21 protein-coding genes are annotated in these 20,250 nt (G+C 70.0%); 12 read left to right on the top strand and 9 right to left on the bottom strand.

What is annotated here, in order from left to right; genetic code table 11:
* Window positions 1-71: 71 nt before the first annotated feature.
* Complete coding sequence (locus tag ACQP1K_RS03300; RefSeq protein WP_433499389.1) at window positions 72-245, top strand: hypothetical protein; 174 nt, start codon at window positions 72-74, stop codon at window positions 243-245.
* Window positions 246-389: 144 nt separating this feature from the next.
* A complete protein-coding gene (locus ACQP1K_RS03305; RefSeq protein WP_433499390.1) occupies window positions 390-3,275 on the top strand; it encodes a helix-turn-helix transcriptional regulator in 2,886 nt (961 codons plus the stop codon).
* Window positions 3,276-3,385: 110 nt separating this feature from the next.
* Here the strand turns inward: ACQP1K_RS03305 and ACQP1K_RS03310 are convergent, their stop codons facing one another.
* Window positions 3,386-3,955: a TMEM165/GDT1 family protein gene (locus ACQP1K_RS03310; RefSeq protein ID WP_433499391.1), complete on the bottom strand. Its 570-nt coding sequence runs from the start codon at window positions 3,953-3,955 to the stop codon at window positions 3,386-3,388.
* Between the two features lie 608 nt (window positions 3,956-4,563).
* Between ACQP1K_RS03310 and ACQP1K_RS03315 the strand changes: the two genes are divergently transcribed.
* From ACQP1K_RS03315 to ACQP1K_RS03335, 5 genes are all read left to right on the top strand, one after another.
* The gene (locus ACQP1K_RS03315) at window positions 4,564-4,791 is read left to right on the top strand and encodes a hypothetical protein (RefSeq protein WP_433499392.1); all 228 of its coding nucleotides are present in this window, start codon (window positions 4,564-4,566) and stop codon (window positions 4,789-4,791) included.
* A 104-nt stretch (window positions 4,792-4,895) separates the two neighbouring features.
* Window positions 4,896-5,468 carry a tRNA (guanine(46)-N(7))-methyltransferase TrmB gene (gene trmB / locus ACQP1K_RS03320; protein WP_433499393.1) on the top strand — a complete coding sequence of 191 codons (573 nt, stop codon included), beginning with the start codon at window positions 4,896-4,898 and terminating at the stop codon, window positions 5,466-5,468.
* 264 nt (window positions 5,469-5,732) lie between these two features.
* Entirely contained in the window at window positions 5,733-6,752 is a 1,020-nt protein-coding gene (deoC, locus tag ACQP1K_RS03325; protein ID WP_433499394.1) for a 2-deoxyribose-5-phosphate aldolase, read from the top strand.
* A gap of 8 nt (window positions 6,753-6,760) precedes the next feature.
* Window positions 6,761-8,227: an aldehyde dehydrogenase family protein gene (locus tag ACQP1K_RS03330; RefSeq protein WP_433499395.1), complete on the top strand. Its 1,467-nt coding sequence runs from the start codon at window positions 6,761-6,763 to the stop codon at window positions 8,225-8,227.
* The gene (locus ACQP1K_RS03335) at window positions 8,224-9,090 is read left to right on the top strand and encodes an aldehyde dehydrogenase family protein (RefSeq protein ID WP_433499396.1); all 867 of its coding nucleotides are present in this window, start codon (window positions 8,224-8,226) and stop codon (window positions 9,088-9,090) included. Before ACQP1K_RS03330 ends, ACQP1K_RS03335 begins: the two co-directional genes overlap by 4 nt.
* A gap of 9 nt (window positions 9,091-9,099) precedes the next feature.
* Here the strand turns inward: ACQP1K_RS03335 and ACQP1K_RS03340 are convergent, their stop codons facing one another.
* Window positions 9,100-9,678 (bottom strand): hypothetical protein, encoded by a 579-nt coding sequence (locus ACQP1K_RS03340; RefSeq protein ID WP_433499397.1) that lies wholly within the window; start codon window positions 9,676-9,678, stop codon window positions 9,100-9,102.
* Between the two features lie 184 nt (window positions 9,679-9,862).
* Here ACQP1K_RS03340 and ACQP1K_RS03345 point away from each other — a divergent pair, with 184 nt between their 5' ends.
* The 3 genes from ACQP1K_RS03345 to ACQP1K_RS03355 all read left to right on the top strand — a co-directional run bounded on the left by ACQP1K_RS03345 (window position 9,863) and on the right by ACQP1K_RS03355 (window position 11,569).
* A complete protein-coding gene (locus tag ACQP1K_RS03345) occupies window positions 9,863-10,054 on the top strand; it encodes a PspC domain-containing protein (RefSeq protein WP_433499398.1) in 192 nt (63 codons plus the stop codon).
* A 62-nt stretch (window positions 10,055-10,116) separates the two neighbouring features.
* Window positions 10,117-10,752: a lipoyl(octanoyl) transferase LipB gene (lipB, locus tag ACQP1K_RS03350; RefSeq protein WP_433499399.1), complete on the top strand. Its 636-nt coding sequence runs from the start codon at window positions 10,117-10,119 to the stop codon at window positions 10,750-10,752.
* Window positions 10,753-10,822: 70 nt separating this feature from the next.
* Window positions 10,823-11,569 (top strand): DUF72 domain-containing protein, encoded by a 747-nt coding sequence (locus ACQP1K_RS03355; protein WP_433499400.1) that lies wholly within the window; start codon window positions 10,823-10,825, stop codon window positions 11,567-11,569.
* Window positions 11,570-11,580: 11 nt separating this feature from the next.
* Here ACQP1K_RS03355 and ACQP1K_RS03360 read toward each other — a convergent pair whose 3' ends face one another.
* Genes ACQP1K_RS03360 through ACQP1K_RS03375 form a run of 4 tightly spaced genes read right to left on the bottom strand, consistent with a single transcriptional unit; the run spans window position 11,581 to window position 14,964 of the window.
* The gene (locus tag ACQP1K_RS03360; RefSeq protein ID WP_433499401.1) at window positions 11,581-12,462 is read right to left on the bottom strand and encodes a metal ABC transporter permease; all 882 of its coding nucleotides are present in this window, start codon (window positions 12,460-12,462) and stop codon (window positions 11,581-11,583) included.
* Window positions 12,459-13,343, bottom strand: coding sequence for a metal ABC transporter permease (locus ACQP1K_RS03365; RefSeq protein WP_433499402.1), 885 nt, complete (start codon window positions 13,341-13,343; stop codon window positions 12,459-12,461). The genes ACQP1K_RS03360 and ACQP1K_RS03365 overlap by 4 nt, the downstream gene beginning before the upstream one ends.
* On the bottom strand, window positions 13,340-14,140 hold the full coding sequence (locus tag ACQP1K_RS03370; protein ID WP_433499403.1) for a metal ABC transporter ATP-binding protein: 801 nt from the start codon (window positions 14,138-14,140) through the stop codon (window positions 13,340-13,342). Before ACQP1K_RS03370 ends, ACQP1K_RS03365 begins: the two co-directional genes overlap by 4 nt.
* Window positions 14,137-14,964, bottom strand: coding sequence for a metal ABC transporter substrate-binding protein (locus ACQP1K_RS03375; RefSeq protein ID WP_433499404.1), 828 nt, complete (start codon window positions 14,962-14,964; stop codon window positions 14,137-14,139). Before ACQP1K_RS03375 ends, ACQP1K_RS03370 begins: the two co-directional genes overlap by 4 nt.
* Window positions 14,965-15,444: 480 nt before the next feature.
* Here ACQP1K_RS03375 and ACQP1K_RS03380 point away from each other — a divergent pair, with 480 nt between their 5' ends.
* Window positions 15,445-15,870, top strand: coding sequence for a hypothetical protein (locus ACQP1K_RS03380; RefSeq protein WP_433499405.1), 426 nt, complete (start codon window positions 15,445-15,447; stop codon window positions 15,868-15,870).
* Between the two features lie 15 nt (window positions 15,871-15,885).
* Here the strand turns inward: ACQP1K_RS03380 and ACQP1K_RS03385 are convergent, their stop codons facing one another.
* Both ACQP1K_RS03385 and ACQP1K_RS03390 read right to left on the bottom strand, forming a co-directional pair.
* Window positions 15,886-16,701 carry an SAM-dependent methyltransferase gene (locus tag ACQP1K_RS03385; protein WP_433499406.1) on the bottom strand — a complete coding sequence of 272 codons (816 nt, stop codon included), beginning with the start codon at window positions 16,699-16,701 and terminating at the stop codon, window positions 15,886-15,888.
* A gap of 66 nt (window positions 16,702-16,767) precedes the next feature.
* A complete protein-coding gene (locus ACQP1K_RS03390; protein ID WP_433499407.1) occupies window positions 16,768-17,895 on the bottom strand; it encodes a sulfite oxidase in 1,128 nt (375 codons plus the stop codon).
* A gap of 260 nt (window positions 17,896-18,155) precedes the next feature.
* Between ACQP1K_RS03390 and ACQP1K_RS03395 the strand changes: the two genes are divergently transcribed.
* The gene (locus tag ACQP1K_RS03395) at window positions 18,156-19,121 is read left to right on the top strand and encodes an LLM class F420-dependent oxidoreductase (RefSeq protein ID WP_433499408.1); all 966 of its coding nucleotides are present in this window, start codon (window positions 18,156-18,158) and stop codon (window positions 19,119-19,121) included.
* Window positions 19,122-19,138: 17 nt separating this feature from the next.
* Here the strand turns inward: ACQP1K_RS03395 and ACQP1K_RS03400 are convergent, their stop codons facing one another.
* Window positions 19,139-20,167, bottom strand: a complete 1,029-nt coding sequence (locus ACQP1K_RS03400; protein WP_433499409.1) for a sulfite exporter TauE/SafE family protein — start codon at window positions 20,165-20,167, stop codon at window positions 19,139-19,141.
* Window positions 20,168-20,250: the final 83 nt, after the last annotated feature.

Raw genomic sequence — 20,250 nt, forward strand, 5'->3', positions numbered from 1 at the left:
CGATGTGGCCGGAGGGGCCTTAGACCGAGCCTTGAGTGTGTAAACGAATGACACACGCGAGGAGAGACCACATGGGTCCCGAACTGCACTACGAGCTGATGAAGAGCCTCTCCGCCGAGCGGAGGGAGGAGGCGGCCCGGCAGCGTCTCATCCGCCGGGTGCGGGCCGCGAAGAAGGAGGACAAGCGGTCGGACGGCGCGCGGCGCCGTACGCGTGCCGACTCCGGCGAGCTCTCCCCGTCATGATCCGCGTACGAAGGCCCGGCCGGGCCCTCCCTCCCGGCCGGGCTTGGCGGCCCCCCTGAATAAGCTCTGACGTGCCGTTGAGCGTGGAGCGAACCCCCAGAAAATCGGGCGAAATGCCGTGGGCGGCGTGACATGCTGGACGTCATGACGTCCCGCGCAGTGAGCCCTGTCTTCGTCGGGCGGGAAGTGGAACTGGAGGCCTTGGGGGAGGCCTTCGACCAGGCCCGCAAGCAGGCCATGGCGGCGGTGCTCCTCGGGGGCGAGGCCGGTGTCGGGAAGACCCGGCTGATCAACCGCTTCGTCGAGCAGACCGGCGAGGTGGACGTCCACGTGCTGATCGGGGGCTGCGTGGAACTGTCCGCCGAGGGCCTCGCCTACGCCCCGTTCACCGCGGCGCTGCGCCAGCTCGTCAGGGAGACGAGCGCGGCCGAGGTGGCCGCGCTCCTCCCGGAGGGGGCCGGCCGTGACCTGGCCCGCCTCCTGCCGGAGTTCGGCGAGCCCAGCGGGGACAGCGAGACGGAGACGGCCCGTGCCCGGCTCTTCGAGCTGATCCTCATGCTGCTGGAACGGCTAGCGGAGCGGCGGCCGGTGGTCCTCGTCATCGAGGACATCCACTGGGCCGACCGGTCGAGCCGCGATCTGATCGCGTTCCTCAGCCGTAACCTCAGGACCTCGCCGGTCCTCATGGTCATGACCTACCGGTCCGACGAGCTGCACCGCACCCATCCCCTCCGGCCGGTGCTCGCCGAGCTGGGCCGGGTCGACGGCGTCGTCCGCGTCGAGCTGCCGCGTTTCACCCAGGACGAGGTCGCCGCGCAGATGGCCGGAATCCTCGGCGTCACCCCGGAACTCGCCCGGGTGGACACGGTCTTCGAGCGCAGCGGCGGCATCCCGCTGTTCGTGGAGGCCATCCTCGACTCCGGCGACGACTGCTCGGTCCCCGACTCGCTCCACGACCTGATCCTCGGCTCCATCGAGCGCCTGCCCGAGGAGACCCAGCGGGTGCTCCGTACGGCCGCCGCCGGGGGCGTCCGGGTGGGGCACGCGCTGCTCGCAGCGGTCAGCGTGCTGTCCGGTACCGAGCTCGAGGACGCGCTGCGGCCCGCGATCGCGGCCAACGTCCTGCAGGTCGCCGACGGGGGAGCGTACGCGTTCCGGCACGCGCTCATCCGTGAGGCCGTCCACGACGAGCTGCTGCCGGGCGAGCACGCCCGGATGCACGCGCGGTACGCCGAAGAGATCGAGCGGGACCGCTCGCTCGTGCCGCCGGGCCGGGCGGTCATCGAGATCGCCCATCACTGGTACTCGGCGCGCGACGACCTGTGGGCGTTGATCTCGGCCTGGGAGGCGGCGGGAGAGGCCGCCATGTCGTTCGCGTACACCGAGCAGATCCAGCTGCTCGAACGCGTGCTGACCCTGTGGGACAAGGTGCCGGACGCCGCGGAGCGCCTCGGCGTCGACTATGTGACGATCCTGGAACGTGCCTCCGAGGCGGCACACGTCAGCGGCGACATGGACCGCTCTTTGAAGTTCGTCCGGGCGGCGCTGCGCGAGCTCGACGAGAACACCGCGCCCGAGCGGGTGGCCGAACTGCTGGTGCGCCGGGCGAACATCAAGACTCAGAAGGGCAAGCCGGGCGCGCTCGACGACCTCCGCCATGCCGAGCGCCTGGTCCCGCTGCCGACCGAGGCCCGGGCCATCGTGCTCACCCGGTTGGGCACGGTGCTCATGGCGGCCGACGAGCGGGTCGAGGGCGCGACCGTCACCCATGAGGCGCTGCGCATCGCCCGGCAGATGGGCGACGAATGCCAGGAGGCCGACCTGCTGGTCAACCTGGCGCTCGGTCACTCCATGGCCGGAGACATGGAGACGACGTTCATGATCAACGAACGTGCTCTGGCCATCGGGAAACGGCTGGACTCCCCCCGCATCGTGCTGCGCGCGCTGGCCAACAACGTGGACGCGCTCGACAACCTCGGCCGGTCGGAGGAGGCGGTCGCGCTCGCCGTCGAAGGGGAGAGGCTCGCCCGGCGGTACGGCCGCTACCGCCATCAGGGGGTGTTCATCGCCAACAACCGGGCGGAGGCGCTGGCCTCGCTCGGCCGCTGGGACGAGGCCATCCAGGTCGTCGAAGGCGCGATCAGGATGGGCTCGGCGCCGCGCAATCGCTGGCATCTGCTGCGGGTGCACGCGGAGATCGCCATCGCCCGAGGGGAGGAGGATCTCGCGCGGGAGTTCCTCACCGAGGTCGGCGCCTTCACCCCGCAGAGGGACGAATGGGCCCAGGAGCGGACGAACAACGCCCGTTTGCTGCTCGCCTGGCACCTGATGCGCGGTGAACCGCTGGACGCGCTGGAAGCCGCGATGGGGACGCTGGTCGATCCGCCGCCGTCGAGCAAGGCCATGCTGGGCTGGCGGCTGTTCGCCTCGATCCGGCTCGTCTGCGACGCGGCCGAGCCCGTCGACGCCCGCCGGGCCGGTGCGCTGCGTGCCAGGGCCGACGAGCTGGCGGCCGTCATGGGAGGCAACGGTCCGGTGAGCGAGGCCTTCCGTCTTGTCTACCGCGGTGATTTCGACGCGGCAGCCCGGGCGTGGCAGCGGATGGGGCGGCCGTACGTCCGGGCCGAGGCGCTGCTGCAGGCGGCGGCCGGAGCCGCCGCATCAGGTGATCGCGAGGGGGCGTCGGCCCGGCTGCGCGAGGCGCATCCGCTCGCCACGGCCCTGCGGGCCGCCCCGCTCGTGACCCGGATCGAGACCCTCGCCCGCCGTGTCGGCGCCCAACTGAACGATGCCCCCGTACGGCGGGCCGCCCCGGCCGCGCGGACCGCCACCCCGGCGGCGCTGACGCGGCGTGAGCTCGAGGTGCTCCGGCTGGTCGCGGCCGGCCGGAGCAACCGCGATATCGCGGCCGAGCTGTTCATCTCGGCCAAGACCGTGAGCGTCCACGTGTCGAACATCCTGCCGAAGCTGGGCGTCTCCACCCGGGCCGAGGCGGCGGCCGCCGCCCACCGTCTGTCGCTCCTGACCTGAGCCGGCCCGTCGAGCCGGCCCGTCGAGCCGGCCTGCCGCGCTGGACTGCCGCGCTGGACTGTCAAGCCGGACTGGGGATTCGGCCTGTTGACCCGGTCTGCCGGACCGACCTATGTCAGCAGGGGTTCCGCCAGCAGAAGCAGGCCGAAGGCGGCGAAGGCCGCTGCCGCGCCGTACCTGATCCACTTCTCGGGGAGATGGGCGCCGAGCCAGCGGCCGACGAGGATGGCCAGCGCGTCGGCGGCGACCATGCCGATCGTGGAGCCGACCCACGTGCCGAGCCAGCCGTGCTGGGTGGCCAGGGTGATCGTCGCGAGCATGGTCTTGTCACCGAGCTCGCTGAGGAAGAACGCGACGGTGACGGCGAAGAACGCGTTCCGCCTGGTTCTCGCCGCCTTGGCCGACTCCTCCTCGGTGAGCTCGTCGCCGCGGAGCGTCCAGGCGGCGAAGCCGAGGAACGCCAGCCCGGCGACGACGGAGATGGTCGTGGTGGGCAGCGCGTCGCCGACCACCCGGCCGAGGGCCACACTGGCGAGATGCACCGCCGCCGTCGCGAGCGTGATGCCCGCCAGCACCGGCAGCGGTTTGAACCTGGTCGCGAAGGTCAGTGCCATGAGCTGGCTCTTGTCGCCGAGCTCGGCCACGAAGATGACCACGAGGGAGATCCAGAAGGCTTGCACCGGCCGCCTTTCCGTAGGTGCGGCCGGGCCGTGGTTCCGTACCCGTGGGAGTCGGGGACAGGCTCCGGCCCGGCAGCATGGTGGACATGACTGTCGGGCCGAAGGTCTCGTCCGCCGCATGGGCTCCACGACCGGGCATTACGGGCGCGAACGCCCGGGCCAGTATGTCGATCAGTGGATTTGGGACTACTCCCCTTCGGGTATCCCGAGTTTAGCCGCTCACGACGGTGCCATGGCAAGGGGCCGACGATGCGGCACCGCGGCGAGCCCGCGCCCGCGACCGGTCTGCCGGAAGCGTCGCCGATGTCGGGACGCCCACACTGAGCGGACCGCCCGGCGCGGGAAGAACGACATTCGCAAAGTCGAGCTTTCCCGGCCAGTGTATTGTATCGACGGATGAGTTACACCCGCGAACGGCCGGAGCACGGAATGACCTCTCCATAGACGATCTCTCTCGAAATCCTGCTGAAGATCGTGGAATGCGGAGTGGAGCGGCGGCCTCTCGCCGTCCTGGATGCGACGTTCCTTGATGTGTACGCCCGGGGCTCGCGCCGGCGCGAGAAGTTCCAGCCATCGCCGTCGTTCCGTGGCGTTGTCGTCCCGGGTTCATGCTGGAGGGTCTGAAAGGGCTCGACAGGGTGAGGGCGATCGAGCATGTTCACGCGATCCTCATATCTTTCGCCATCATGATGCTCGCCTGGTTCGTTTCGAGTCGGTCCTTGATCGATGCCATAATCGATGTCACGGTGGAAACCGCCGAACAAGCCTGGGTGGCGAATTTCGTCCCCCGGCCTGCCGGCCGCCGTCATCGGCAACGAGTACGTGCGACGACCTGAGGACAAGGCGCGGAAGATGTCGAAATAAGCGGATCGGCGCCTCCGAAGGGTGGGAGCTGTACACATTGAAAAGCGGACAATATCTGACGTCCGGCAGATCGCGGATGTCTGCCGCCAAGCGTGATGGCCTGGAGCGGCTCTGGCCGTTATACGGGCTGGAAGCGGAGAGCGTGGCGGAATTCTCCCCACAGATCATCGACGTCGGCTTCGGAAACGGCGAGTCCACCCTCGATCTGATATCGCGGACCTGCACAGAGCGTATCCTGGCGGTTGACATTTATCGCCCAGGAGTGGCCTCGCTGCTGCTGAGCCTTCCGGCTGATCAGGCGCAGCGAGTCCGTATTGTTCGTGGCGACATAATGGAAGTCCTCCCTTTCGTCGCTCCCGAGACACTGCAGCTGATTCAAGTCCTGTTCCCCGACCCCTGGCCGAAACGGAGACACAGCCGGCGCCGCCTTCTGCGGCCGGACACACTCCCGCTGTTCACGTCACGCCTGGCCCGCGACGGTGTTCTGTTCGTCGCGAGCGACGATCACGGCTACGCCGGCGAGATTCACCAGGCCTGCCGGCGGCTGAGCGACCTGGCCGTCACGAGACCGCCATCGCGAGCGAGCACCAAGTATGGGAGGAGGAGTGATTCGGTCTACGAGCTGGCCTGGCGTCGAGTAGCCACATGAGCCCGGTGTGCGGCCATATCGCGGGCGGAGACGTACCGCGTGCCGGCGGAGTGGGCGGTCCGAGATCGCGGGCGTCGCCGGCCGACGGTACGCCCGCGTACGTCCCGTGATCGGCCGCTGCCGGTCACCGGCCGGGAATCGGGATCTCCGGTTCGACCCGGTGAGCCGCTGACGGCCAGACCTGCCAAAAACGGCGGACGGATCTCGGCTCGGGTGAGTTTGGACTCCGTCGGACCCGTCGGGGATGCTGGGAGCGTGCCGACTATGACTACTCCGCTCGCGGAGGTCGCGACCTCCAACGCGTCGTTGCGTGCGTTCCTGCACGGATTGCCCGGGGTCGACCGGGTGGGCGCGGACGCCCGGGCCGCGATGCTGGGCACGCGATCGATCAAGACCACGGCCAAGCGGCAGGCCATCGACCTGGCCGTCCGCATGGTCGACCTGACCACGCTCGAAGGCGCGGACACCCCCGGCAAGGTCAGGGCGATGTGCGCCAAGGCCGTACGGCCCGACCCGGCCGACGCGTCCGTCCCGCCGGTCGCCGCCGTCTGCGTCTACCCCGATCTCGTCGCGACCGCCGTACAGGCGCTCCGGGGCACCGACGTGAAGGTGGCGTCGGTCGCGACGGCCTTCCCCAGCGGGCGCTCGTCGCTGGAGGTGAAGGTGGCGGAGACCCGGTTCGCGGTCGCCGCCGGAGCGGCCGAGGTCGACATGGTGATCGACCGTGGCGCCTTCCTCGCCGGCGACTACCTCAAGGTCTTCGAGGAGATCGCCGCCGTCAGGGCCGCGTGCGGTCGTGTCGGCGGCGTGCGGGACGACAATGGCGCCGGAGGCGTGCGGGACGAAAACGGTGGCGGAGGCGCGCGGGAAGAGCACGGCGCCCATCTGAAGGTGATCCTGGAGACCGGCGAGCTCGCGACGTACGACAACGTGCGGCGCGCGTCCTGGCTCGCGATGCTCGCCGGAGCCGACTTCATCAAGACCTCGACCGGCAAGGTGTCCCCGGCCGCGACCCTGCCCGTGACACTGATCATGCTGGAGGCCGTACGGGACTTCGCCCGGCGGACCGGGCGGAAGATCGGCGTCAAGCCCGCCGGCGGCATCCGTACCACAAAGGACGCGATCAAATATCTGGTGCTGGTCAACGAGACAGCCGGCCCCGATCGGCTCACCCCCGACCTGTTCAGGCTCGGCGCTTCTTCGCTGCTCAACGACCTGCTGATGCAGCGGCAGAAGATGGCCACCGGCCGATACGCCGGCCCCGACTACTTCACACTCGACTAGAGGCTGACGTGATGTTCGAGTACGCACCCGCACCGGAGTCGCGGGACATCGTCGACATCAGGCCGTCGTACGGCCTGTTCATCAACGGCGAATGGGTCGAGTCGCAGGGGGATGAGCGCCACAAGACGATCAATCCGGCGACCGAGGAGGCCCTCGCGGAGATCAGCTGGGCGAACGAGGCCGACGTCGACCGGGCCGTCCGCGCCGCGCGTGAGGCGTTCACCACCTGGTCGGCGCTGCCGGGCGCCGAGCGGGCCAAGTACATCTTCCGGATCGCCAGAATCATCCAGGAACGGGCGCGGGAACTGGCCGTGCTGGAGTCGCTGGACAACGGCAAGCCGATCAGGGAGTCGCGTGACGTGGACCTGCCGCTGGTCGCGGCTCACTTCTTCTACTACGCCGGATGGGCCGACAAGCTCGCGTACGCGGGGTTCGGCCGGAGGCCGACGCATGGGCACGGTGGGGCGGACCCGAGGCCGCTCGGCGTGGCCGGACAGGTCATCCCGTGGAACTTCCCGCTGCTCATGCTGGCCTGGAAGATCGCACCCGCCCTGGCCTGCGGGAACACGGTGGTGCTCAAGCCCGCCGAGACCACCCCGCTGACCGCGCTCGCATTCGCCGAGATCTGCCGGCAGGCGGATCTGCCGCCCGGCGTGGTCAACATCGTGACCGGCGCCGGGGCCACGGGAGCCGCGCTGGTCGAACACCCCGGCGTCGACAAGGTGGCCTTCACCGGGTCGACCGAGGTCGGCCGGCGGATCGCCAGGACCCTGGCCGGGACGCGCAAGAAGCTGACCCTGGAGCTGGGCGGCAAGGCCGCCAACATCGTTTTCGAGGACGCGGCGCTGGACCAGGCGGTCGAGGGCGTCGTCAACGGCATCTTCTTCAACCAGGGCCACGTCTGCTGCGCCGGGTCGCGGCTGCTCGTGCAGGAGTCGATCGCGGGCGAGCTGCTGGACGCGCTGAAGCGGCGGCTGGCCACGCTCAGGCTCGGCGACCCGCTCGACAAGAACACGGACATCGGTGCGATCAACTCGGCTGCCCAGCTCGCCAAGATCCGGGAGCTTTCCGCGGCCGGGGAGTCCGAGGGCGCCGAGCGGTGGTCGCCGCCGTGCCCGCTCCCGGACCGTGGGTTCTGGTTCCCGCCGACCGTCTTCACCGGCGTGGCCCAGTCGCACCGCATCGCCAGGGAGGAGATCTTCGGCCCGGTGCTGTCGGTGCTGACGTTCCGTACCCCGGCAGAGGCCGTCGAGAAGGCCAACAACACGCCGTACGGACTGTCCGCCGGCGTCTGGACGGAGAAGGGGTCGCTCATGCTGTGGACGGCGTCCCGGCTCCGGGCCGGTGTCGTGTGGTCCAACACGTTCAACCGATTCGACCCCGCCTCGCCGTTCGGCGGTTACAAGGAGTCCGGTTACGGCCGCGAGGGAGGCCGTCACGGGCTGGCGGCCTATCTGGATTGGGAGCTGGCATGAGTGAGCGGCTGGCCGTGCGTAAGACGTACAAGCTGTTCGTCGGCGGCGCGTTCCCGCGTTCTGAGAGCGGAAGGTCGTATGTCGTGACCTCGGCCAAGGGCGACTTCCTGGCGAACGCGGCCCGCGCCTCGCGCAAGGACGCCAGGGACGCGGTGGCCGCGGCGCGCAGGGCGTTCCCCGGATGGTCGGGCGCCACCGCCTACAACCGGGGGCAGATCCTCTACCGCGTCGCCGAGATGCTGGAGGGGCGCCGCGCCCAGTTCGCCGCCGAGGTGGTGCGTGCGGACGGGGTCGCGGTCAAGAAGGCCGGCGAGCTGGTGGACGCCGCTGTCGACCGGCTGGTGTGGTACGCGGGCTGGTCCGACAAGATCGGTGCGGTCCTCGGCTCGGCCAACCCGGTCGCCGGGCCGTACTTCAACCTGTCGAGCCCGGAGCCGACCGGGGTGGTCGCGATCCTGGCGCCGCCGGCGGCACCCCTGCTCGGTCTGGTGAGCGTGATCGCTCCGGTGATCGTTACGGGCAACACGTGCGTGGTGGTCGCCTCCGAGCGTGCCCCGCTGCCCGCGATCACGCTGGCCGAGGTGCTGGCCACCTCCGACCTGCCGGGCGGCGTGGTCAACGTGCTGACCGGGTTCCAGGCGGAGATCGCCCCGTGGCTGGCAGGTCACATGGACGTGAACGCGATCGATCTCACCGGCGCGGCCCCGGATCTCGCGGTGACCTGCGAGGAGCTGGCGGCCGAGAACCTCAAGCGGGTGCTGCGTCCGCCGGTCGGCCCGATCGACTGGACGGCGGAGCAGGGCATCGATCGGATGGCCGCCTTCCTGGAGACCAAGACCGTCTGGCATCCGATCGGCACCTGACGGCTCCCGTCAGCGGGCCTGCAGCGCGTCCAGGGCCACGGCCATGGCGATGACCAGCCGGCGGTCGAGCCGGGGATCGTGGATCTCGATCATGTAGCGGTCGCGCAGGCCCCACCGGCGGTCGACGGAGAACGCGATCGAGGCTCCGACGCTGAAGTCGAAGTGGTACGGCAGCCACGACAGCGAGTCGGTGAACCGGCGCAGCAGCGCGACCGGCAGATTGCGCTCGTGCCCCAGGTAGGTGGGCAGGCCGGGCTGCTGGAGATGCCAGGTGGAGCGCAGCAGAGACCGGCCGAAATCCTTGCGGAACATGCCGATGGGCGCGCCGGTCTCGTCGACCACGTCGTACCCGCTGGCCAGATCGATCACCTTGCGTGCCTTGAAGCCGGCGAGAACCCGTTCGCGGGACTCGTCGGTGTAGAGCGTCACCTGCTCTTTGAGCGCGATCCGTTTCTGTTCAGCGAAGGCCACGACCGGCCCTTCCGAGCCGCCCGGCCCGGCCACATGGACGACGTACCGGTTCACCATCATGGTGATCTTCTGTCGGAGCAGCAGCCTGGTCTGCCCCTGCAGTGCCGAGATATCCACGTGAATCTCCATCGACGGATCGGTCTCCCCCTATATGCCCTAATCGACTGGGAGATCACCGGTGGATTTCGCCGCGCGGACTCAGGGTTTTCTCGGGGTTTCCTCAGGGTCGCCGGTGGAACCGGGTAGTCATGACGGTTCGTTGACCGGGTGACGGTGGGCGGGTGACGAAGGGAGTTCGGTGATGTACCGATCGAGACGGTACAAGATGATCGCCGGTGTGTGCGGCGGCATCGCGGAGCGGTTCGGCATGCGGCCGACGACGGTTCGGCTGCTCTTCCTGCTCTCGTGCATCCTGCCGGGACCACAGTTCGTGATCTACCTCATCATGTGGGTCCTGGTGCCGAAGGAGCCGGCGCGGCCGGGCTACTACTGACGACCACCGGCGAACGCCTCCCGGCGGGCGGCATATGCTCGCATCGGAGAGGTGACGTGATTATGCGGGAACGGCCCCTGGCGCTGATCCAGGACGACCTGGTCGACTACGAGAAGGCCATGGAACGCATGGCCGCGCTGGTCCGGGAACGACAGGATGACGAGCGGCCCGACACGCTGTGGCTGCTCAGCCATCCGGCGGTCTTCACGATCGGCAAGCGCACGCCTGCGGAGCATCTGCCCGACCCGACGCACGGCATCCCCGTCGTGTCCACGGGCAGGGGCGGGCAGCTCACCTATCACGGTCCCGGTCAGCTGGTCGGCTACCTGATCGTGAAGCTGCGGGCCGACGAGGGCGTCGTGGACTACATCCGCGAGGTGGAGACGCGCCTGGTCGAGGCGCTGGGCAAGCTCGGCGTGCCGGCCGAGCGCCGCGACACGCCGCCCGGATCGGAGCTGCTCACCGGGGTCTGGACCCAGGGCACCGGACGGAAGATCGTCTCCATCGGCATGCGCTCCAGCCGATCGGTCACCAGCCACGGTTTCGCCCTCAACGTCGACGGCGACCTGACCCCGTGGGACCTCGCGATCCCGTGCGGAATGCCGGATGTCGAGATGACCTCGATCGCCCGGGAGGCCGGCCGGACGTCGATGGACGAGACCAGGACCGCGGTCGCCGAAGCGTTCGAGGCCTCCTGACCCCGCGATCGACCTGACCCGCGGCCGGCGAGGCGACTTTCCGCGGCTGCGCGCCGGGTAGGGAACCGGTATGCCGCTGTTCGTCGGGACCTCCGGATGGCAGTACGCCGACTGGCGTGACGTGCTCTATCCCGGGGTGCCGCAGCGGCTCTGGCTGGAGCGGTACGGCGAGGTGTTCGCGACCGTCGAGAACAACAACGCGTTCTACCGGTTGCCGAAGCCGGAGACGTTCGAGGCCTGGCGCGATCGCACCCCCGACGACTTCGTGATGGCGGTCAAGGCCAGCCGGTTCCTCACCCACATCAAGCGGCTGAAGGACCCGGAGGAGCCGGTCGAACGCCTGATGGGGGTCGCCTCCGGGCTCGGCGGCAAGCTCGGCCCGATCCTGCTGCAGTTGCCGCCGACGATGCACGCCGACGCGGAACGCCTCGGGCGCTGCCTGGGCCGCTTTCCCGCCGGGGTGCGGATCGCGGTGGAGCCGCGGCACGACTCGTGGTGGACCGAGGAGGTACGCGGTGTGCTCGCCGCGTCCGGAGCCGCGCTGTGCTGGGCCGATCACCTCGGGCGGCCGGACGGCCCCCTGTGGCGCACCGCCGACTGGGCGTACCTGCGGTTCCACGAGGGGGGCGCCCGGCCGTGGCCGAGCTACGGGGCACGCGCGCTGCGGAGCTGGCTCGACCGGCTGGGCGATGTCCCGGACGCCTACGTGTACTTCAACAACGATCCCGGCGGCGCGGCCGTACGGAACGCGGTCGCGTTCGCCGGCCTGGCCCGCGCCGCCGGACGGCCGGTGGCCCGGGCGGGCCCGCTGCCGTGACGCCGCTGTGATCAGGGAGTTGTCGCTTCGTCGACGGCTTCGAGGGGCATGGGGCGGTGGGCCCCGGCCGGGGACTTCAGCCGGCCGCGTACGGCAGAGCCGAGGAAGGCCAGCCCGAACACGACGCCGACGAACAGGGCGATCGAGGCCCCGGCCGCGACGTCCCACCGGGTGGAGAGCCAGACCCCGGCCAGTCCGCAGCCGACGCCGATCACGGCCGAGATCGGGAAGAGCAGCGCCAGCCGGTCGGTGAGCAGCCGCGCTGTGGCGGCCGGCCCGACGAGCAGGGCCACGGCCAGGATCGCGCCGAGAGCCGGCACGGTCACCACGACCGTCACCTCGATGACGGCCAGCAGGACGAAGTCGAGCGCCAGCGTGGGCAGCCCGACGGCCGATGCCCCGACGGGGTCGAACGCGGAGAACAGCAGCTCCTTCCCGAGCGCGGCCAGCACGAGCACGACCGCCACGGCGACGATCAGCGTCGAGGTGAGGTCGGCCGTGCTCACCGCCAGGATGTCGCCGACCGTGTAGTGCGTCAGGTTCTTGGAGAACCCGTCCTGGGCGGACACGAGCACGACGCCGAGGGCGAATCCGCCGGACAGCGCGATGCCGGTCGCCGCGGTCAGGTCCTGCCCGCGTGCCCGGGAGAACGCGAGGATCGCGAGGACGATCAGCAGGCCGAACAGGCCGCCGCCGAGGTAGAGGTCGATTCCCAGCAGGGCGGCGACGACGATCCCGGGGAAGGTCGCGTGGGTCAGCGCCATGGTGAAGAACGGCAGCCGCCGTACGATCACGAGGACCCCGACCAGGCCGCCCAGCGCGCCGACCAGCGCCGCCTCGGCCAGGGCCCGGTGCACCGTCGAGTCGAACCAGCTCGCATCAGTCCAGATCACGCGGGCTCGACCTCCCCGGAGACGGCTTTCGACACCCGCGCCCGGGTCCTCTTGCGCCGCAGGATCCCGGCGGCGAACGCCAGGCCGTACATCGCGACGAGGACCAGCACGACCGTGCCGCCGGAGGCGAGCCGCAGTCCGTGGCCGACGGCGGCCTCGTAGCTCACGGCGAGCCCGAACCAGCCGCCCGCGGCGCCGATGAGACAGGCGAGCGGCACGATGACCACCAGCCGGTCGGACAGGGCGCGGGCGGCGGCGGCCGGCACGATCAGCAGTGCGATCACCAGGACAGTGCCGACCGCGCGTACGGCGGCCACGACCACGAGCGCGATGGCGGCGTTCAGGACCAGGTCGAGCAGGCCGACGCGGACGCCCGCCGCCCGGGCGCCCTCGGGGTCGAACGCGCGCAGCATCAGCGGCCGGCGCAGTACGGCCAGCAGGGCCACGACGAGCACGGTCACCACGCCGGTCTGCACGAGCTGCTCCTCGGTGACGGTGAGCACCCGGCCGAACAGGAACGCGGTGAGATCGGAGGTGTAGCCGCTGCGCCGCGAGACCAGCACCACACCGACCGCGAACAGCGTGGTGAGCAGCATGGCGAGCGCGGCGTCCTCGCTCACCCGGCGGGCGAACAACGTGAGCAGGGCGGCTGTGGCGATCCCCGCGACCAGCGCGCCCCAGAAGACGCCGCCGTCCCCGGCCAGGATGTAGCCGATCACCACGCCGGGGAACACGGTGTGGGTGAGTGTGTCGGTGACGAACGCGAGGCGGCGGAGCAGGACCAGCACCCCGACCGTTCCGGCGAGCGCGCCGAGAATGACCAGCTGGGCCAGCGCCCGGGCCATGAACGGCAGCTGGAACGGCTCGAACAGGAGGTTCATGTACGCGTCACGATCACTCGGTCGCCCCGCAGCTCCAGCGCCTGGCCGCCGTACGCCGCGCGCAGCCGTTCGGGGGTGAGCACGGACTCGGTCGGGCCGAAGCCGTACTGGTGCCGGTTGAGCAGGCACACCTCCTCGCAGGCGAGGTGCGCGATCGCCAGGTCGTGCGTGCTGACGACGATGGCGGTGCCCTGCTCTTTGAGCGCCGCCATCGCCTCCAGCAGGGCGTGCCGGCTGACCGCGTCGACGCCGTTGAACGGCTCGTCGAGCAGCAGCAGCCGGGAGCGGGCGGCGATCGCCCGGGCGAGCAGCACGCGCTGGCGCTGGCCGCCGGACAACGTGCCGAACCTGTCGCGGGCGCGGCCGGCCAGCCCGACCCGTTCCAGGGCGGCGGCGACCTCGTCCCGGTCACCGGCGGAGGGACGGCGCAGCCAGCCGATCTTCCGGTACCGGCCCATCATCACGACCTGCTCGACCGACACCGGGAAGTCCGGGTCGAGCGTGTCCGCCTGCGGCACGTAGGCCACCTCGCGCCGCGCCCGCGCGGGGGTCGTGCCGAGCACCTCGATCCTGCCGCGCACGACGGGCACCAGGCCCAGGATCGCCTTGATCAGTGTGGACTTGCCCGCGCCGTTCGGCCCGATCAGCGCGACCGCCTCGCCCGGGTGGACGACGCCGTCCAGCTCCTCCAGCGCCGGGACGTCCCCGTAGGCCACGCAGGCCCGGTCGAGCACGAGCGCCGCCGTACGGCCCGGCTGTTCTAACGTGACCTGCCCGGTAGTGGTCTCCTCGGTCATTTCACCGGTTCCTTCAGGGCGTTGACGATGGTGTCGGTGTTGTGCTTCTCCATCTGCAGGTAGGTGGCCCCGGCGGATCCCTCGGGGCCGAGCGTGTCGACGTAGAGCGAGTCCTCCCCGGCCACGACCTTCACCCCGGTCTCCCGTCCGATGGCGTCGGCCGTCTTCGGCGGCAGCGACGCCTCGGAGAAGACGGCGGTCACGCCGGCGGCCTTGATCTTCGCCGACAGGTCGGCGATCTGTCTGGCGGACAGCTCGGCGGAGGTGTCGAAGCTGGGGATGATCGACCCGACGAAGGTCAGCTTGTACCTCTCGATGTAGTAGCCGAAGGCGTCGTGGTTGGTCACCAGTTTGCGTCGGTCGGCGGGGATCGACTCGATCTTCTCGGCGATCTCCGCGTCCAGCTCTCTGAGCTCGGCCGCGTAGGCGGACAGATTGCTCTGATAGATCGGCCTGTCGGTGGGATCGGCCTCGGCGAAGCCCGTCATGATGTTGGTCGCCATGATCTCGGCGTTGCGCGGGTCGTGCCAGATGTGGGGGTCGCCGGCCGGGTCATCGGAGTCGGCTCCTGCGCGGATGCGTACGGATCGGCTGGCGTCCACCACGGTGCCCTCGAACCCCGCCGCTTGGATGACCGGGTCCAGCCACTTCTCCAGGCCCACGCCGTTCTTCACGATGACGTCGGCCTCGGCGATGGCCTGGATGTCCAGCGGGGACGGCTCGTAGTCGTGCGGGTCGACGTTCGGCTTGAGGATCTGGTGGAGCTCCACGCTGTCACCGCCGACGTTGCGGGCGAAGTCGGCCACCTCGGTGGTCGTCGCCACGACCTTCAGTTTCCCCGTGGCGGCGGACCCCGGGGAGTGCCCGGCCCCGCCGCAGGCGGTTAAAAGGAGCATTGTGAGCATGGCGAGCACCGCGGGCGACGATCGGGACAGTAGCGATGGCACCTCGGGCTCCTCACGAAGTTTGTGTAGTTGAGGGAGCTACCGCCGAATCGTGACGCAAATGAAAATGATTGTCAAATGCACTCCGATGTCCCTGATCTTGTGGCGCGGCCGGCCGTACGGACCTTATGCAAGATCACGAAAGGTGTTCTCGCAGGTCACGGGAGGACGTGCGAGAAAGTGCAAGATCACGGAGGGGTTCGCCCAGGTGGTGGGGTGGGAGTGCGAGAAAGTGCAAGATCACGGGGGAGGGGGGTGGGTGGGGAGGTTAGGGTCTTCTTCCCCCGGACATGATCGGCACTGTCGTGGGCAGGTGGACCGGGTCAAAGAACCGCAATCACAGCGTGGAGGAGGGGTGAAATGGTCATCCTGGGCGTTCTTCTCATCCTGGCCGCCGTCGCGGCCATGGCCGGAGTGTGGATGGACGGCACCGGGGGCGCCACCCCGATCACCGTCCTGGATCGGACGTTCGACCTGTCCCCGTTGGAGCTGTTCGCCGCCGGCGCGGCGGCGGGCATCGTCTTCATGATCGGTCTCGGCCTCGTCGGCGCAGGCATGCGCCGTACCACCGCCCGCCATCGCCGTCAGCGTGAGGAACGGCGATCGGAACGCGAACGGCTGAACCGGCTGGAGTCCGAGAAACGCGATCTGGAACGCCGGCTGCGGAACATCAGGACGGCCCCTGAGGACGCGCCGCGTCCCGCTGCAGAGAGCCCCGCGACCGACGACCGCCTGGTGGCCGACGGCTCCCGGGCGGCCGGCGCTAGAGCCGGTGCGCGGCGTTGACGGGCCGGCGCCGGCTCACATCGAGCGGCCGATTCCGCACAGGAGCCAGGTCGGCGTGGCCCGTCCGGCGGGCCCGGCCAGGGTTTCCTGGTCGGGACGCCACTCGTCCTCCCGTACGAGACCCGGTTCGACGAGCTCGAACCCGTCGAACATCCCCAGGATCCGCTCCCGGCTTCTGAGCGACACGTTCATGTTGGCGTCGCGATAGACCTCGGCGGCCTGATGCGCGATGTCGGACCGCTCTTCCGCGGTCGCGTGCGACAGCACGAGATAGCTTCCGCGTGGTACGGCATCGCGCAGCCTGCCGATGAGCTCGTCGGGTTTGTCGCTGTCGGAGATGAAGTGCAGCACGGCGACCAGCAGGATCGCGACGGGCTCGGTGAAGTCGATCAGTGAGTTCAGCTCGGGGTCGTCGAGGATGGCCTCCGGATCCCGCAGATCGCCCGGTACGGCGACGGTGTTGGTCGTGCTGGACAGCAGGGCCCTGGCATGGCTGAGCACCACGGGGTCGTTGTCCACGTAGGCCACCTGGGTGCCGGGGTCCACCTCCGCGGCCACCTCGTGGACGTTGCCCTGGGTGGGCAGACCGGCGCCGATGTCGACGAACTGCCGGATGCCGGCCTCGGCGACCAGATGGCGGACGGCTCTGCACAGGAACGCGCGGTTCTGTCTCGCCAGCTCGCGGACCTCGGGTGCGATGGTCAGAACACGCTCGGCGGCCTCCCGATCGGTTGGAAAGTTGTCCTTGCCCCCGAGGAAGTAGTTGTACATCCGGGCGGCGTTCGGGATGTGCGAGTCGATGCCCGTGGGCATCGCTGCGTCCTCGGCCAAGCGCCGTCTCCTCTCACTGAATCGAGAGATCCTCCTACCGCGAGCATATGGGCCGATGGCGGCCAATCAAGAGAATTCAGACCGGACGAGTCGCTCCCGCCGCTGCTCCGGCCGCGCCGGCGGCAGGGGATGCGGCTCGCCCACGTGGACGGGGTGGGCCAGCACCGAGCGATGGCAGTAGCCAAGGGAGTTCCAGGGGGTGTGCTCCGGCTGGGTGTGCCCCTGGTCGTCGGTGGCCCGGACCCGGATGACGTGATCGCCGGGTTGGGCGTCCCAGCGGAACTGCCAGCGCACCCACACACCCGGCTCCTGCCGGGTGTCGATGTCGGCGGTGTGCCAGGGCCCGTCGTCGATGCGGTAGTGCACCGCGTCGACGAGGCGCTCGCCGGCGAAGGCCCGCCCCCGCACGATGTTCGGTCCCGGGGACAGACAGGCGGGCCAGGGCAGCTCCACCAGGCTCGCGACCGGGGTGCCGGTGATCGGGAGGCCCGGCGCCGGACGGCCGGTGAGAGGGTCGCCGGTGAGCTGGTCGTGCGTGACGATGACATAGTCGTCGGTGTTCCACGGGACCCGGAGCCGCCTCGTGGACACCTCGATCCGGCCCACCCACTTGATGCTCGCGGCGCCGAGCCAGCCGGAGACCACGACGCGGGCCGGATAGCCGTGATCGGGCGGCAGCACCTCGCCGTTCATGGCGAGCGCGAGCAGGGTGTCGGGCGCCAGCGCCTTTGCCAGCGGCATCGGGCGGCGGCCACGCACCTCGTCGAGACCCTCCGGCATGACCTCGCACGCGTCGTCGGCGACGCCGGCCGCCTCCAGCAGGTCGCGCAGCCTGACCCCGGTCCACTCGGCGGTGCCGATCGCGCCGCGCTCCCACGAGACGCCCTTGAAACCGCAGCCGTGCTCCGCGCCGAACAGGCGTCGGCGGTTCCCCGCGCACTCGATCGTGCGCACCACGGAGATCAGCGGGAAACGCCGCCACAGGTCGTCATAGGTGTAGGAGACGGACCGCCGCACTCCGTCGCCCTCGATCAGCAGCGACCAGGCCGCCGGGTCGATGCGTGGGGTGCGCGCGTGGTTGCGTACGAAGAAGCGGTCGACGGGCGTGAGGAAGCCGGGCATGCGGTCGGGGCGCGTCTCGTAGTTGAGACCGGTGCCGGTGTCCTCCATCAGGTCGGCGGGCGTGGGTTTCACGACCTGTCGTGTCACAGGTGGAGCCGCCGCCGTCCGCTGGGTTCCTGATGCGGCTCCGTCGCGTAGTTGATCTTCCATCGCGCTCTCCTCCGGCTTCTCTCGTTTCTCCAGGTCTCGGCGGACCGGTCTCCAGAGCATGGGGGTCCTACCCGCGGTCCGCCCGTGCGCTCACGCCCATGCCCCCGAGCAGGTGGGCCGATCATCGGCAAAGAGGACTTCGCACCGGCGAGAATCCCGCACCGGTGGGTAGGGGCCCATTCATGGCAGAGATCGGCTACACGATGCTGTGCGAGCAGACGCCGGCCAGGCAGCTGGTGGACGACGCCGCCACGGCGGAACGGGTCGGGTTCGACTACGCGGTCGTCTCCGACCACTACTTCCCGTGGCTGGAGGAGCAGGGGCATTCGCCGTACGCGTGGTCGGTGCTGGGCGCGACGGCGCAGGCCACCGAGCGGCTGCCGCTGATGACCTATGTGACCTGCCCGATCATGCGCTATCACCCCGCCGTGGTGGCGCAGAAGGCGGCCACGATGGGCGTGCTGAGCGAGGGCAGGTTCACGCTCGGCCTGGGGGCCGGGGAGAACCTCAACGAGCACGTGATCGGCCAGGGCTGGCCGCCCGTCAACATCAGGCATGAGATGTTCCGGGAGGCCATCGAGATCATCAAAACACTGTTCGAAGGCGACTACCGGAACTTCCGGGGCGAGTACTTCGACCTCGACTCGGCCAGGCTGTACGACCTGCCGGAGCGGCCGGTGCCCGTTGCGGTCGCGGCCTCGGGCGCCCAGTCCCTGGGGATCGCCGCCGAGTACGGCGACGCCCTCGTGGCGACCGATCCGGACGGCCGGCTGGTCGAGGGGTTCGCCGCCTCGGGAGGTGAGGGCAAGCCGGTCTACGGTCAGCTCGCGATCTGTTACGACCAGGATCGCGAGGCCGCCGTGGAGCGGGCGCACCGGCTGTGGCGCTGGTCGCTGCCCGGGTGGAAGGTGATGTCGGAGCTGCCTGCGCCGGTCAACTTCGCGGCCGGCACGGAAACGGTGCGTCCCGAGGACGTCGCCGGGAAGGTGCCGTGCGGTCCGGACGCCGATGCCGTCGTCGAGGCGGTGCGGCAGTTCACCGACGCGGGATTCACCCACGTCGCCCTGGTCCAGATCGGGCACGAGCACCAGCGAGAGTTCTTCGACTGGTTGGAGAAGGAACTGCTGCCCGCGCTCCGGCGGCTCTGACCTCCGGCGCTGTCCGGTCAAGCCACGACGTCCGGGGAGCTCGCGGGGTTGTCGGGGGTGGCGACGGCCCACCTCGGATGATCTCCGGCCCACCGCGTCCGCGTCCAGGGCAGCGCCGGGAGGCCGTACCGCACGCGCAGGGCCGTCCAGAGGAGCGGGGCGGCGACCGCCACGCCGATGAGCACCAACACGGTGGCGGTGTTGCCGACGTCGAACATCTTCAGTGCCGACGCCAGCAGCACGAACGCCAGAGCCCGGCGGATCAGCCCGCCGGGGGCCCGGGTGGAGATCCGTGAGCCGAGATAGACGCCGGGGAGCGATCCGGCCAGCAGTGCGGCGGTGACCTCGAGCCGGAAGTCGCCGAACAGCAGGTGGCCGAGCGCGGCCGAGATGACGAGCGGCACGGCCTGCACCAGGTCCGTGCCGACGAGCTGGTTGGCCTTGAGCACGGGATAGAGGGCCAGCAGGGCCACGATGATCAGCGAGCCGGAGCCGACCGAGGTGATGCCGACCACGAGCCCGCCGACGGCGCCGACCAGCGCGGTCGGGAGGGGCCGCACCTGAACGGCGGACTTCTCCGGGCCCGCCGCTTCGGCCGATCCGGCTGGCTCGACCCGATCGGCCGCGTCGGCGTTCGCCGCATGGCTGCGCGCTCGGTCCTTCAGCGCGAGCCAGCCCCGCATGACCAGCCCGGCGGTCGCGAGCAGGAGCGCGACGCCCATGCCGATCTGGATCACGCGCTGGATGTCTTCCCCGTCTCCCAGCGCACGCGCGATCAGGACGCCGGCGAACGCCGCCGGGACCGAGCCCGTGCACAGCCAGCCGACGAGTCTGAGGTTGACGGTGCCGTGCCGGAGATGAACGAAACCGCCGACCGGTTTCATCACGGCCGCGGCCACGAGGTCGCTGGAGACGGCGGTGAGCGGGGGAACGCCGAAGAACGTGACGAGCATGGGCGTCATGAGTGCGCCACCGCCCATGCCGGTCAATCCGACGACGACGGCGACCAGGAACGAGCCGATCGCCATGCTGTAGTCGAAATGCACCCCATAACCCTACCTAACCAATCGGGATTAAGGATAGTGCGCATGGGACGGTGTGAGCCGGAGACAGGGGCGCCACCCGGTCG

This window comes from Sphaerimonospora sp. CA-214678 (genome assembly GCF_050942215.1).
Lineage (GTDB): Bacteria > Actinomycetota > Actinomycetes > Streptosporangiales > Streptosporangiaceae > Sphaerimonospora.